This is a genomic window from Curtobacterium sp. 'Ferrero', from assembly GCF_002412165.1.
Classification (GTDB): Bacteria; Actinomycetota; Actinomycetes; order Actinomycetales; family Microbacteriaceae; genus Curtobacterium.
On sequence record NZ_NXIA01000004.1, the window covers coordinates 146,852 to 160,758 of the forward strand.

A 13,907-nucleotide genomic window follows, 5' to 3' on the forward strand; every position below is an offset into this window, starting at 1 on the left:
GCGACCGAACGACGGACGGGAGGCCCGGTACCAGCTGGTACCGGGCCTCCCGTCCGTCGTCTGCCGGGTCAGCGGTCGCGGCGCGACCGGGTCCTGCGGAACCGCTTGCCCGTCTCCTCGTCCACCGCGATGCTGCCGGTGGGCAGGTTCGACAGGTCGGGGGCGATGACGGTCGGCTCCCGTCCCGAGTCCGGGAGCCCCATCGTCTCGACGTCACCCGGCACGTCGAGCACGAGCACCGGTGTCCGCGCCGTGAGCGTCCGCCCGGCGAAGAAGTCGGGCGAGCGGAGCCACCACACCACCATCAGGACCGCGCCGATCAGGATCGAGCCGATCCCGACCACGGCGACCGCCCCGATGCCGAGGATCGTGACGTCGTGTCCGGAGTCGTCCTGCAGCCAGTCCGGCTGGGCGAACTGCGCGAGCCCGTAGACGAACGTGATCGCGAGGGTGAGTCCGCCGACGAACGGGACGACGCCCCGCATCACCAGGTTCCGGAGGCTCGAGAACAGCGATCGGCGGTACACCCAGACGCACGCGAAGCCGGTGAGGCCGTAGTAGAACGCGATCATCAGGCCGACCGAGCCGATCAGTGCGGTGAGCAGGTTCGTCGAGATCACGGTGAAGAGCACGTAGAACCCGATCGACGCGAGTCCCATGCCGACCGTCGACCACGTCGGTGTCAGGAAGCGCTTGTGGATGCGGGCGAACTGGGTCGGGATGGCCTTGTACGCGGCCATCGACAGCGCCGTGCGGGCCGTCGGCAGGATCGTCGTCTGCGTGGACGCGGAGGCCGACGTGAGGATCGAGAACGCCAGGAGCGCCATCGCCGCGTGCCCGATGAACGAGTCGCCGAAGAGCGTCGGACCGATGGCGGAGAACACGTCGTCCGCGTTCGTCTGCGACCCGAGGCCGATGCCCTTCGTGCCGACGCCGGCGAACGCGATCGCGGCGATCGAGACCAGGGCGTAGATCACGAGCAGGAGGACGGTGCTGATCACCGCGGCCCGGCCCGGGGTCTTGCCGGGGTCCTTCGTCTCCTCGTTGAGCGACACCGCGGTGTCCCAGCCCCAGTAGATGAAGATCGCGGTCAGCATGGCGGGGGCGATCACGGACCCGAAGTCCATCCCGCTCGGCCACAGCCACGACAGCGACGGGGTCAGCGACCCGGCGGTACCGTTCCCCGTGCCGACCCGCACCAGGGCGACCGTGGCGAACATGACGAGCACGACGACCTCGATGCCGAGCAGCACGTACTGCAGCCGGGCGGACACCTCGACGCCGACGTAGCAGATCACCGTCATCACGGCGATCCACACGACCCCGGCGACGGTCGACCAGAGGGTGCTGCCGCCGAGCGCCGTGATCGCGGGGTCGTTCGTGACCGTGCCGACGAAGGTGTAGCCGTACGAGCCGGCGATCTGCGCGAGGTTCGCCATCACGATGATGTCGGCGGCGATGATGCCCCACCCGCCGAGCCAGCCCGTCACCGCCCCGAACGCCCGCGTCGCCCACGTGAACGTCGTGCCGCAGTCGGGGTCCTCGGCGTTGAGCTCCTGGTAGGCCACCGCGATCATCCACATCGGGATGAACGCCAGCAGCATGATCGCCGGGGCCTTGACCCCGGCGAGCAGTGCCCCGCCGCTCGCGACGACGAGGCCGAGGCTCGCCGCCAGGCTGTAGGCGGGCGCCGTCGACGAGATGCCCATCACCACGCTGCCGAACAGACCGAGCGCGCCGGTGCGCAGGCCCTTGTCGACCGTGGTCGTGTCGGTCGGGGCCGTCACGACTCCTTGATCACGCATGTCCACACCTCTCGGATGCAGTGCGACGATATCCGTCGTCGCAGGCCCACAGCCCTGTGGTTCCGAGCACTGAAACTAGCGCTTTGCGACGATTTCCGCACTACCCTGTGACGATCGAGATGCAGCACCGAGAGGAGCGCCAGGATGCGGGTCGACGGGTCGGGTCCGGAGGTGGTCGTCGTCGGCGCCGGTGTGGCCGGCTTGACGGTCGCCCGACTGCTCCAGGACGCCGGGCGCCGGGTCGTCGTGCTCGAGGCCCGCGACCGGGTGGGCGGCCGGCTGCACACCGACCGGCAGGACGGTCGGGTCACCGACCTCGGTGCATCGTGGATCCACGGGGTCGACGGGAGCGCGGTCGCCGCGGCGGCAGGTGCGTTCGGTCTGCCGACCGTCGAGTTCACCGTCGGCGGCTACCAGGTCGACAGCCGTCCGATCGCGTACCACGCTCCCGACGGGCGCCGGATGTCCGACGCCGAGGCCGCACGCTTCGCCGCGGACGTGCACGCGGTCGACCGGACGCTCGTCGAGCTGGTCGCCGGGTCCGGCCCGTCGGACTCCTACCGCGACGTGGTCGCACGTGCCGTCGCCGCACAGGGGTGGGACGCCGACCGGGCGGATCGGGTCCGGGAGCACCTCGAGCACCGGAGCGAGGAGCAGTACGGGGTCGGCGCCGACGAGCTCGCCGCGCACGGCCTCGACGACGACACGATCGACGGGGACGAGGTGGTGTTCCCGCACGGGTACGGCGAGCTGCCGGCCCGTCTCGCCGAGGGGCTCGACGTCCGGCTCGGGCACGCCGTCACCGCGGTGTCACGCGGAGCGGGCGGGGTCGTGGTCACGGTCGACGACGACGTCCGTGCTGCTCCGTTCGCCGCGGCCGCAGCCGTCGTGACCGTGCCGGTCGGGGTGCTGCAGGCCGGTGCGATCGCGTTCGACCCGCCGCTGCCCGAGCGGCACCGGCGAGCGCTGGGCGGCTTGCGGATGAACGCGTTCGAGAAGGTCGTGCTGCGGTTCCCGGAGCGGTTCTGGGACGACGACGTGTACGCGGTCCGGCAGCTCGGACCCGAGGGGCGGTGGTGGCACTCCTGGTACGACCTCACCCGGATCGACGGTGAGCCGACACTGCTGACGTTCGCGGCGGGCCCGGCGGCGCGGGCGGTCCGCGGGTGGCCGGTCGAGCGCGTCCGGGACTCGGTACTCGGCCAGTTGCGACGGCTGTACGGCGACCGGGTCGGCGATCCGACGTCGGTGCTCGTGACGGCGTGGCAGGACGACCCGTGGGCCCGGGGTTCGTACGCGCACATGCTGCCCGGATCGACGACGGCGGACCACGACGACCTGGCGGAGCCGATCGACGGCGTGCTGCACCTGGCGGGTGAGGCGACGTGGACGGACGACCCGGCGACCGTGGCTGCGGCGCTGTACTCGGGGCACCGCGCGGCGGAGCGGGTGCTCGGCCGCGCGGTGCCGATCGAGCGGCTCTGGGCCTGACGGCGGCGCGTCGCGGTGGGGACGGCTACCGGACCGACTTGATGGGGAGGATGACGAGGGCCCCGAGCAGGACCGCGACGCCCGCACCCCAGAGCATCAGCGTGTAGTTCTGTCCGCCGCCGATGCCGAGGAGGAACAGGCCGACGGCCGGAGCGAGTGACTGCGGCAGGGCGTTCGCGATGTTGATCACGCCGAGGTCCTTGCCGGGACGCTCCGGGTCGGGCAGGACGTCCACGACGAGCGCGGTGTCGATGGCCGCGTAGATGCCGTAGGCGAAGCCCATCACGATCTCGGCGAAGTAGAACCCGCCGACGCTGTCGACGTGCGCCAGGATGACGAGACCGACCGCGGTGAGCGCGGTCGAGCTCCACACGAAGACCTTGCGGCGGCCGATCCGGTCGGACACCCAACCGGACACGGCGGCACTGACGAGGAGGGCGACCGTGTAGAGGAGCACACCGAACGCGACGGCACCGACGGCCTCCTTCTGCGGGAGCCCGATGCGGTCCTCCATGTACAGCAGGCGGTAGGTCGTGAACATGAACGTGCCGAAGGTGATGAGGAAGCGCCCCCACCAGGCCAGTCCGAAGTCGCGGTGCCGGACCGGGTTCGTCCAGAACGAGCTGATCAGGTTGATCCAGCTGAACGGCTTGATCGGCGTGGTCGGCAGGTCGTCGCGGGCGATGACGGCGTAGACGACGATCGCGACGATCGCGATGACGCCCGGTGCGACGAACAGGACCGGCAGGTTGCCGACGAGGTACACGGCCAGGTACAGCCCGGCAAGGATCGCGATGTTCTGGGCCAGGGCGATGACGCTCGACGCCTTGCCGCGCTGGAACTCGGGCACGTTGTCGGCGAAGCTCGCGGTCAGGGTGGCGAGCACGGCGTTCGCGGAGACCTGCGCGAGCACCCAGGCGATGGTGAGCTGCAGCACGTCCGGCGAGGCCGCCAGCCAGGCGAGCGCGCCGACGAAGACGACCACGCCGCCGATCATCCACGGGCGGCGGCGGCCCCAGCGGGTCCGCGTGCGGTCCGAGATCGCGCCGAACAGCGGGTTGGCGAGCAACGCCCCGAAGGCACCGAACGGCAGGACCGAGCCGACGACCGTCTCGGGGCTGCTCGGGTTGAGCGCGGTGGCCTTGATCGACATGCTCACGAAGACCGGGGTGAGCAGGGCGACGAACAGGCCGAACTGGGCGAAGCTCAGGCCCCAGAGGTAACCGCGGCCGACACGGACGCTGCTGACCGCCTGGGTGATGCCCTCGACCGAGAACGCCCGGGATGCCGCGGCGGGATCGGTGCTCGTCGCTCCCGCGGCCGCGGTCACCGGCGGGGTCGCGGTGCCGGCGAGACCGGACTTGGGTTCTTCCTTCGACGTCGGTGTCGACATGACTCCTCCTCGAGCCACAGGGGCGGGGTCGCCCTTCCGAATGCCTAATCAGGCTAGGCATTCGCGACGCTAGCACGCAAAACCAAGAAGAGGAAGGTTTTCATGAGCAGACGGCTGTGCGGTGCTCGGGAACCGCCGAACAGCCGGTCAGTTGATGATCTCGGCGTCGCTGTCCCGCATCGCCACCAGACGCTCGCGCCACGTCTGCAGCGCCTCCCGGGTCAGACGGGTCCAGTCGTGCACCTCCCGCACGACACGGAGCGGCTCGGTGCTCCGGTACGACCGGGTGGGGTTGCCCGGGAAGCGCTTGTCGGTGACGTTCGGGTCGTCCTCCCACGGCCCCGTCGGCTCGACCTCGTACACGTGCGGCTCCCCCACCCCGCCGGCGAGCTCGACCGCGAGCTCCGCCGCGAGTCCCGCGCCGTCGGGCAGCGCCGTGAAGTACACGTGCCGCATGACGACCTCGGGCCGGTAGTTCGAGGGTCGTCCGGCACCGAGGCTCTCGCCGGGCGCCAGCACCGCCCGGGTGCCGTGGAAGAACGGGCCGGTCTCGCCGGGGTTCGCGGTCGTCACGATGCTCCTCGTTCGTCTCGCGGCGGTTCCGTCAGGACCGGGGCCGGAACACCGCGATCGGCGGACCGTCGTCACCGGGGTCGTGGGTCTCGCCGGTCGCGGCCCACGTGCGACCGTCGTGCTCGAGCGTCTCCGGCAGCTCGCCGCGCACGAGGATCCGGACGGCCGGCTCGTCGCCGTCGACCAGGTCGACACCGTGTGCGTCGGGCTCGGGGTCGGGCGACGGGTTGTCCCTCACGAAGGTGCTCATGCTGCCAGCAAACCCGGTCCGCCCGAGAACTCCCGCGGTCGAGCCCCGGTCAGGCGCCGACCAGGGCGGCGACGGCGTCGACCACCGCCTGGCGTCGGCGCGGGGCCGCGACCGCCTCGACGAGTGCGGCGGACTCGGGCGAGGCCTCGCTCCAGAACGCGGCGAGGTGCTCGACCAGGCCGAGGAGGACGGCCGGCCGGTAGGTCCGCGGCAGCGCCCCGGCACGCTGGGCCTGCTCGATCGCGGCCACCGCGTCGCGCCGGACGGCGACCACGGCGTCGAGCGGCGCACCCTCGAGACGGTGCCAGGTGGCCAGGCGGGGGACCCACGGCCGGCGCACGTACTCGTCGTGCAGCCGACCGGCGTACCCGGCAAGGTCGTCCACGTCGAGCGGGACGCGCGCCGCGATGTCGGTCACGGTCTGCACCCAGAGCGCCTCGAACAGGCCGTCCTTGCCGCCGAAGTAGTGGAACACCTGCGCCTTGTTGCTGCCGGCCGCCGCGGCGATCCGCTCGACCTTGGCCCCGGCCGAGCCGTACTCCGTGAACTCGTCGCGGGCGGCGTCGAGCAGGCGGGACCGGACGGCGTCCGCCGGCGGCGGGGTGAAGCGTGGCATGGCTCCACGCTACCGGGGGCACGGGGATGGGTAGGTTGGGCTCGTGACGACCGTCGACCTGAACAGCGACCTCGGCGAGGGCTTCGGGGCCTGGTCGATGGGCGACGACCAGGCCGTGCTCGACGTCGTCTCGAGCGCCAACATCGCGTGCGGTGCCCATGCCGGCGACCCGGTCACCATGCTCGCCACCGCCCGGTCCGCGGCGGCACGAGGGGTCGCGGTCGGCGCACACGTGGCCTACCGTGACCTCCTCGGGTTCGGACGCCGGCCCGTGCACGTCACCGCGGACGAGCTCCACGCCGACGTCGTGCACCAGCTCGGCGCGATGGCCGCCGCAGCACGCGCCGCCGGCACTGCCGTGACCTACGTCAAGCCGCACGGCGCGCTCTACAACACCGCCTGCGCCGAGCCGGTGCAGGCGGAGGCCGTCGTGCGTGCGGTGGTGGACGTCGACCCCACGCTCGCGGTCCTCGCCCTGCCCGGGTCCGAGCTCCTCCTCGCGGCCGAGCGCCACGGGCTGCGTCCCGTCCGCGAGGCGTTCGCCGACCGCGCCTACGGACCGGACGGCTCGCTCGTGCCCCGCGGACGACCGGGGGCCGTGCTGCACGACCCGGACGAGGTCGCGGCACGGGTGCTCCGGATCGTCACCGAGGGCATCGCGGTCGCGATCGACGGGACCGAGATCGCCGTGGCGACCGACTCGGTCTGCGTGCACGGCGACTCCCCGGGGGCCGTCGCGATGGCCCGGGCGGTGCACGCCGTCCTGACCGAGCACGGCGTGACCGTCGCCCCCTTCGCCCCTCCCATCCGGACAGCCCCGCCGACCCCGTGAGCACCGACCCCGTGAGCACCGGCCCCGTGAGCAGCAGCCCCAACGGGACCGACTCCGGACGCCCGCAGCACACCCGGTCGCTCGACGTCCGTCCGGCCGGCCGCTCCGCCGTGCTGGTGACCCTGCCCACGCTCGACGACGTCCTCGCCCTCCGCGCCGGACTCGCCGCGGCCGAGCTGCCGGGCGTCACCGAACTCGTGACCGGCGCCCGCACGGTCCTGGTCCGCTACGACCCGGACCGCACCGGTCCCGCGGAACTCGGCACGCGCCTCCAGGCCGTCGAGCCGCTCCCGCCGACCCGCGCGGCCGCCGGCGAGCCCGTGACCATCCCCGTCGTCTACGACGGCCCGGACCTCGACGCCGTCGCCGCGCACGCCGGCCTCTCCCGCCGTGGCCTCGTCGCCTGGCACACCGGCCAGCTGTGGACGAGCGCCTTCTGCGGGTTCGCGCCCGGCTTCAGTTACTGCACCGGCGACGCCGGAGCGCTCGACGTCCCGCGACGCCCGACCTCGCGGACGACGGTCCCCGCGGGTTCCGTCGCCCTGGCCGACGCGTTCAGCGCCGTCTACCCGCGGAGTTCCCCGGGCGGGTGGCAGCTCATCGGCCGCACCGAGGCGGTCCTCTGGTCGCTCGACCGCGACCCGCCCGCGCTCCTGCCGGCCGGCACCCGCCTGCGGTACGTCGAGGTCGGCGCCCTGTGAGCTCGGTGACCGTCGTGGCGGCCGACCTCGGCGTGAGCGTGCAGGACACGGGACGCCCGGGGTTCAGCGACCTCGGGCTCGGCGCGGCGGGCGCGGCGGACCGCGCATCGGCGGCGCTCGCGAACCGGCTCGTCGGCAACACGGTCCGGGCGGCGGTCCTCGAGGCGGTGCTCGGCTCGGTGGCGCTCCGTGCCGACGGGCACCTGCTCGTCGCCGTCACGGGGGCCGCCGCCCCGGTCGCGGTCGAGCGCGCGGACGGTCGCGTGCGGGGCGCGGCACCGTTCGCGGTGGTCGGACTCGAGCCGGGCGACGTGCTCCGGGTCGGTGTCCCGGCCACCGGTCTGCGGACCTACGTCGCGGTCCGCGGCGGAGTCGACGTCGCGCCCGTGCTCGGCAGCCGGTCCTGGGACTCGCTCGCCCGGCTCGGTCCCCCGCCGCTCCGTGTCGGCGACGTGGTGCCGGTCGGGCGGGACGCCGACGGCTGGCCGGTGGTCGACGCGGTCGCGCCGCCGGTGCCCGGGCCGGTCGTGCTCGACGTGCTCCCCGGCCCCCGGGACGACTGGTTCGCGCCGGACTGGCGGAGCACCCTGAGCGGCCAGGAGTGGACCGTCACGCAGGACGCGGACCGGATCGGTGTCCGCACGAGCGCGGGGCGGCCGCTCCGCCGTGCAGACGAACGCGTCGGGTCGGAGCTGGCGAGCGAGGGCGTCGAGACCGGGTCGCTGCAGGTCCCGCCGGACGGGTTCCCCGTGCTGTTCCTCGCCGACCACCCGGTCACCGGCGGTTACCCCGTCGTCGGGGTCGTCACGCCGGCGGCCGTCGACCGAGCGGCGCAGCTCCGGCCGGGCGACCGTTTCCGGTTCCGCGTCGTGTGACGGCTGCGCGTCGTGTGACGGCTCCGCGTCCTGTGACGCCTCCCGTCCTGTTCCGCTCCTGAACCTTCACTCCGCCTGAACGAACCCGCCGCCCCGGATCAGGGGTTCCCCGGCTCCTTCTTCGACGGGCGCAGCACATTGCCGTCATGAGCACGTCCGAGCACGCCCGCGTCCGACCCGCACGCTGGCTGCACCAGTCCCGCCCGGAGCTGGCCGTGCTCGTCGGCATCGTCGTCCTGGGCGCGGCGCTGACGAGCTGGAACCTGGCCAGGGGCGGCGACTCCGAGTTCTACGCCGCGGCCGCCCGGTCGATGTCCGAGTCGTGGTCGGCGTTCCTGTCCGGATCGTTCGACCCCGGTTCGACGGTCACCCTCGACAAGCTCGCCGGCTTCGCGGTCCCGCAGGCCGTCAGCGTGCACCTGTTCGGCATGTCCACCGCCGCGCTCGCCCTGCCGCAGGTGCTGGAGGGAGCGGTGACGACGGTCGCGGTGTCCGTCGTGGGCCTCCGGTGGGCCGGAGCCCGGGTCGGTCTGGTCGCGGGAGGCCTCGCGGCGGCGACCCCGATCTTCGTGTCGATGTTCGGGCACCCGATGGAGGACGGGCTGCTCACCATGGCCCTCGCGGTCGCGTTCGTCTGGTGGCAGCGGGCGGCGATCACGGGTGCGTGGTGGCCGCTGCTGCTCGCCGGGTTGTTCGTCGGGGTCGGGTTCCAGGCCAAGATGCTGCAGGCCTGGCTGGTCCTGCCCGCCCTCGTGGTCGGTACGGTCATCGCCGCCGCGGTGCCCGGGGTGCGACGGCGGCGCGTGGTCTGGCACGTCGCGGTCCTGGTCGGCTCGGCGGTCGTCGCGAGCCTGGCCTGGTCGGTCGTCGTCGAACTGCTCCCGCGGGGCGACCGGCCCTTCATCGACGGCTCGACCGACGACGACGTCTTCGCGATGGTGTTCGGCTACAACGGGGTGGACCGGTTCCTGCCCGGGCTCTGGCCCGGTGCGGTCGGCGCCCTCGGCAACGCCGTCGCCCACGCGGGGCGCGCGTTCACCGGCGGCGGTCACGGCGCCGCCGGGCACACGCTGCTGCAGCTGTTCACGCCGCGGTACGCGTCGCAGGTCGGCTGGTCGTGGCCAGCCGCCCTCGTCGGCATCGGGATCGGCGCGGCCCGGTGGTGGCCGCGTCCCACCCGCCGGGAGGCCCGTCCCGCCTTCGCCACGCTCGTCACGACCGTCGTGTGGCTGGTCACGGCGGTCGCGGTGCTGTCCGTCATGCGGCTCCCGCACACCGCCTACGTCGCGGGCGTCGGCGTCCAGCTCGCGGTGCTCGCCGCGATCGGCTGGTGGGGTGCCGCACGGTGTGTCGACGCACCGGACCGGCGACTGCGGGTCGTCCCGGTGGGACTGCTCGTCGTCCAGGGCGCGTGGTGGGCGTGGCTCGCCAGGACGTCCTCCGAACCGGTGCTGCTCGGCGTGGTCGCCGTCGGGACGACCATCGCGGCCGTCATCGCCCTGCTCGTGCACTGGGGCGGCGCCTCGGTCCGCCCCACCGGGCGCGGACGCCGACTCGCGGCGGGGCTGCTCGCCGCGTCGGTGGTGCTCGGGCCGGCCTGCTTCTCGCTGCAGGCGCTCGACGCCGCACGGGACGGCAGCGGCGGCGACGCGTCGGTGGGTGTCGGGAACGGCGCCTTCGCGTTCGGCGGGCACTCCCCCGCCCGGGCGTTCGCGCTCGGGCGCAGCGGGACCCTCGGTGCGGACCGGACGGTCGTGCCGAGCAGCGCGTTCCGGATCTCCGCGCCCGACCCGTGGGGCGGCCACACCGCGCTGCCGACGTCCGAGGCTGCGCTCGTCGACACGGCGGAACGGGACGGCGGTGGTCAGGGCGGGGCGCCGCTCTTCCTCTCCGACTCGTGGCGGATCTCGGCGGACGTCATCGGCGACACCGGTCGGGAGGTCCTGACCGACGGCGGGTTCTCCGGGCACGTCCCCGTGTTCACCGAGCAGCAGGTCGAGCGGCTGGTGCGCTCCGGACGGGTCCGGCTGCTCGTCGTCACGGCCTCGCCGGCGGGGAGCGATCCGGTGCTGCAGGCCGCCGACGCGCTCGGGTGCCGCGTCGTGCGGAGCTGGGGCGCGGGGACCACGGCCGCGCGTCACGGTGGGTCGGACGGTTCCGGCGGATCCGGGGGCGGCTTCGGTGGCTTCGGTGGCTTCGGCGGGGCGCAGGCGTTCTCGCTCGAACGCTGCGACTGACCCGCCGGGACCGGTGCCTCCCGGGCAGGCAGGGCCCGGCCGTTAGGATCGCACCCGCCAGGTCACCGTGGCCACGCCTCGACGTCCGGGAAGGTCCACCACCACTCATGACGCGTTCCGGGAACCACCTCAGCCGACTCGCACGCCTGGTCCTGACGCACCCATGGTGCAACCTCGTCGTGCTCGGCGCGGTGGCCTTCGTGCTCGCTGCGTCCGTCGCCCGGGCCTTCACCTACCCGCCGCTGTACGGAGGCGACGAGCCCGCGCACTTCGACTACGTGGTGCTCGTCTGGCACGGGCACCTGCCGGTGTTCGAGCACGGGCTGACCTACCGCACGTCGTTCGGCGGCTCCGCCCCGGTGCAGTGGGTCGCTCAGCACCCGCCGCTGTACTACCTGGTGCTCGCGCCCGTGGCCGGGCCGCTGTACGACGGCGGCCACCCCCTGCTCGCCGCGATGGCCGGCCGGATGGTCAGCGCGCTCATGGCCGGCGGGGTCGTGCTCGCCACCGCATGGGCGGCCTGGCGGTGCTTCCCCGCGGCACGTCGACTGCCGGGTGCGGCGGCCGTGGCCGCCGCGTTCTGCGGGATGCTGATCCAGCAGGGCGGCACGATCTACAACGACATCCTCTTCGTCCTGCTGTCGACGCTCGCGTGCGGCGTCGCCGGGGCGGCGCTCCGGGCCGGCGTCACGTGGCGACTCCTCGTCGGGGCGGCGCTGGTCGGCGCCGCCGGGATGGCGACCCGCCTGTCGTTCGTGATCTGGCTCCTCGCGATCGTGGTGTCGCTCGTGCTCGCTCGGGAGATCCTGCTCGGCCGGGTGCGGGGCTGGTGGGGCCGGCTCGTCGTGGCGGCCACCCCGGTCGTCACCGCGGCGCTCGCGTCCGGGTGGTACTACCTCCGCAACCGCGCACTGACCGGGAACCTCAGCGGTCGGCAGGCGCAGTGGGGCATCGAGCACGCCGGCCGCTTCGTCCACCCGGTCACCGACGTGGCCACCGACGACTACTTCTGGACACGGCTCTTCGGACTGTACCGGGGCGTCCTCGACTGGTCCGACCCGCTGAGCCGCCTGCAGTGGGTGCTCCTGCTCGGTCCCGTGCTGCTCGCGGCGCTGATCGGCCTCGTCGTGCTCGTGCGGCGCCGCCTGGTCGCCCGGCACGAGGCGCGCCCGGGGACGACGAGCCGACGCGAGCGGACGTCGACGTGGCTCGTCTGCCTGATGCTCGCCGCGGTCTCGCTCCTGCTCGTGGTGATGGAGATCTGGTACGTGCACGGTGGCGGCGCACCGAACACCCGGTACGGGCTGACGATCCTGCCTGTCATCGCGATCCTCGTCGGTGCCGGCCTGAGCGCCGCGCGCCGGGCGTTCCCGGTGCTCCTCGTCGCGTGGATCGCGGTGGCGTCCGTCCCGTACCTGACGCTCGTCGACGTCCACATCGTGAGCGTGGTCCCGCACGCCTCGCGCTTCGTGAAGGTCGCCCTGGCGGGCTCGGCCGCCGCCACGCTGGCGATCGTCGTGGGTGTCGTCGCGACCGCCGTGGCGGACGCGCGGCGCGTGACGGACGCGGGGCGTGCCTCCCGTCCGGTGCCCGACGCGGACCGTGTGCCGTGACGCCCGCGACCGACCCGGTGCACCCGTTCGACGCGGTGCTGCTCGCCGGCGGCCGCGCGAGCCGGTTGGACGGCATCGACAAGACGGCCCTCGGCGGGACCGGTCGGACGCTCCTCGACCGAGCGGTCGCCGCGACCGTCGGCGCCGGACGCGTCGTCGTGGTCGGTCTGCGCGACGGGTCGCGGCTGCCGGTGGGTGCGGTCGGTGTGCGGGAGGACCCGCCGTTCGGCGGCCCGGTCGCCGCGCTGGCGGCGGGACTGCGCACGGACGGTCCCGACGACACCGCGGCGAGCGCACCGACGACCCTGGTGCTCGCGTGCGACCTCGTGCGCCCGACCGCGGCGGTCGCCCTGCTGTGGCGAGCGGTCGCGGGAGCGGACACCGCGGACGGGTGGATCGCGGTCGACGACGACGGCGTCCGGCAGCCCCTGCTCGGGCTGTACCGGACCGCGGCCCTCCGCGCGGCGCTCGCGGCGCTCGACGTCGTCGACGGGGCGTCGCTGCATCGACTCCTCGCGCCGCTGGACCTGGTCGAGGTACCGGTGCCCTCCGAGCTGTGTGCGGACGTGGACACCCCGGAGGCGGCAGCCCGGCTCCGGTGACGCCGCCCGGCGCTCGGCGCGAGGTGCGAGCACGCTCAGGTGTTCGCCGCGGACCGTCAGGCGCCGGGAGCACCGTCGAGGGCACCACTCGTCGACGCCGTCACCGGCCAAGGAGGAACCATGCTGCTCGAGGGCAAGACCATCGTCGTCACCGGAGGGAACAGCGGCATCGGGGAGCAGATCTGCCTCGCCGCCGCGGCCGAGGGCGCCAGCGTCGTGATCGACTACGTCGCACACGAAGACGCCACCGACTCCCTCATCGACCGGATCGAACAGGCCGGGGGCAAGGCCGTCGGGGTCGACGCGGACATCACCCGCGCGGACGACCTGCACACGATGGTGCAGAAGGCGGTCGACGCGTTCGGTCAGCTCGACGTGCTCGTGAACAACGCCGGCATCGAGGACCGCAAGTCGTTGCTCGAGGAAACCGAGGACGGATACGACAAGGTGATGGCGGTCAACATGAAGAGCGCCTTCTTCGGCACGCAGGCGGCGGCGAAGCAGTTCATCGCCCAGGGCACCGGCGGGCTCGTGCTGAACATCTCCAGCGTGCACGAGGACTGGCCGATGCCGGGCAACCTCGCCTACTGCGTCGCGAAGGGCGGGATGCGGATGCTGTCCCGCAGCGGAGGTGTCGAGCTCGGGCCGCACGGGGTGCGGATCGTCAACATCGCGCCCGGGGCCGTCGACACCCCCATCAACTCCGCCACCGACTCGGACCCGGAGAAGCTGCGGCGGCTCGACGACGCCATCCCCCTGGGCCGGACCGCGAAGCCGCACGAGATCGCCGAGGTCGTGGTGTTCCTCGCCTCCGGACGGGCCGCGTACATGACCAGCACCACGGTGACGATCGACGGCGGCATCTCGCAGGGGAGCGTCGGACTCTGACCACGGCTCCGCCTCGTCGGGGACCGCGATC

13 protein-coding genes are annotated in these 13,907 nt (G+C 73.4%); 8 read left to right on the forward strand and 5 right to left on the reverse strand.

Going from position 1 to position 13,907, the window contains the following annotated elements; translation table 11 throughout:
• Positions 1-68: 68 nt before the first annotated feature.
• Positions 69-1,805: an APC family permease gene (locus Csp2054_RS06030; RefSeq protein ID WP_096898491.1), complete on the reverse strand. Its 1,737-nt coding sequence runs from the start codon at positions 1,803-1,805 to the stop codon at positions 69-71.
• A 144-nt stretch (positions 1,806-1,949) separates the two neighbouring features.
• On the opposite strand from Csp2054_RS06030, the gene Csp2054_RS06035 reads away from it, so the two are divergent.
• Positions 1,950-3,296, forward strand: a complete 1,347-nt coding sequence (locus Csp2054_RS06035; protein ID WP_096898397.1) for a flavin monoamine oxidase family protein — start codon at positions 1,950-1,952, stop codon at positions 3,294-3,296.
• Positions 3,297-3,321: 25 nt separating this feature from the next.
• Here the strand turns inward: Csp2054_RS06035 and Csp2054_RS06040 are convergent, their stop codons facing one another.
• The 4 genes from Csp2054_RS06040 to Csp2054_RS06055 all read right to left on the reverse strand — a co-directional run bounded on the left by Csp2054_RS06040 (position 3,322) and on the right by Csp2054_RS06055 (position 6,128).
• Positions 3,322-4,689 (reverse strand): MFS transporter, encoded by a 1,368-nt coding sequence (locus Csp2054_RS06040; protein WP_096898398.1) that lies wholly within the window; start codon positions 4,687-4,689, stop codon positions 3,322-3,324.
• Between the two features lie 147 nt (positions 4,690-4,836).
• On the reverse strand, positions 4,837-5,262 hold the full coding sequence (arr, locus tag Csp2054_RS06045) for an NAD(+)--rifampin ADP-ribosyltransferase (protein ID WP_096898399.1): 426 nt from the start codon (positions 5,260-5,262) through the stop codon (positions 4,837-4,839).
• A gap of 31 nt (positions 5,263-5,293) precedes the next feature.
• Positions 5,294-5,512, reverse strand: coding sequence for a hypothetical protein (locus Csp2054_RS06050; RefSeq protein ID WP_096898400.1), 219 nt, complete (start codon positions 5,510-5,512; stop codon positions 5,294-5,296).
• A 49-nt stretch (positions 5,513-5,561) separates the two neighbouring features.
• Positions 5,562-6,128, reverse strand: a complete 567-nt coding sequence (locus tag Csp2054_RS06055) for a TetR family transcriptional regulator (RefSeq protein ID WP_096898401.1) — start codon at positions 6,126-6,128, stop codon at positions 5,562-5,564.
• A 43-nt stretch (positions 6,129-6,171) separates the two neighbouring features.
• On the opposite strand from Csp2054_RS06055, the gene Csp2054_RS06060 reads away from it, so the two are divergent.
• The 7 genes from Csp2054_RS06060 (at position 6,172) to Csp2054_RS06090 (ending at position 13,876) form a co-directional block, all read left to right on the forward strand.
• On the forward strand, positions 6,172-6,960 hold the full coding sequence (locus Csp2054_RS06060) for a LamB/YcsF family protein (RefSeq protein ID WP_096898402.1): 789 nt from the start codon (positions 6,172-6,174) through the stop codon (positions 6,958-6,960).
• Between the two features lie 26 nt (positions 6,961-6,986).
• A complete protein-coding gene (locus Csp2054_RS06065; RefSeq protein ID WP_096898492.1) occupies positions 6,987-7,661 on the forward strand; it encodes a 5-oxoprolinase subunit B family protein in 675 nt (224 codons plus the stop codon).
• Positions 7,658-8,536, forward strand: coding sequence for a biotin-dependent carboxyltransferase family protein (locus Csp2054_RS06070; protein WP_096898403.1), 879 nt, complete (start codon positions 7,658-7,660; stop codon positions 8,534-8,536). The genes Csp2054_RS06065 and Csp2054_RS06070 overlap by 4 nt, the downstream gene beginning before the upstream one ends.
• A 146-nt stretch (positions 8,537-8,682) precedes the next feature.
• Positions 8,683-10,773 (forward strand): ArnT family glycosyltransferase, encoded by a 2,091-nt coding sequence (locus tag Csp2054_RS06075; RefSeq protein ID WP_096898404.1) that lies wholly within the window; start codon positions 8,683-8,685, stop codon positions 10,771-10,773.
• 107 nt (positions 10,774-10,880) lie between these two features.
• Positions 10,881-12,386, forward strand: a complete 1,506-nt coding sequence (locus Csp2054_RS18510; protein ID WP_096898405.1) for a hypothetical protein — start codon at positions 10,881-10,883, stop codon at positions 12,384-12,386.
• Positions 12,383-12,988: a molybdenum cofactor guanylyltransferase gene (locus tag Csp2054_RS18515; RefSeq protein WP_255252632.1), complete on the forward strand. Its 606-nt coding sequence runs from the start codon at positions 12,383-12,385 to the stop codon at positions 12,986-12,988. Before Csp2054_RS18510 ends, Csp2054_RS18515 begins: the two co-directional genes overlap by 4 nt.
• A gap of 120 nt (positions 12,989-13,108) precedes the next feature.
• Positions 13,109-13,876, forward strand: coding sequence for an SDR family NAD(P)-dependent oxidoreductase (locus tag Csp2054_RS06090; RefSeq protein ID WP_096898406.1), 768 nt, complete (start codon positions 13,109-13,111; stop codon positions 13,874-13,876).
• Positions 13,877-13,907 lie beyond the last annotated feature (31 nt).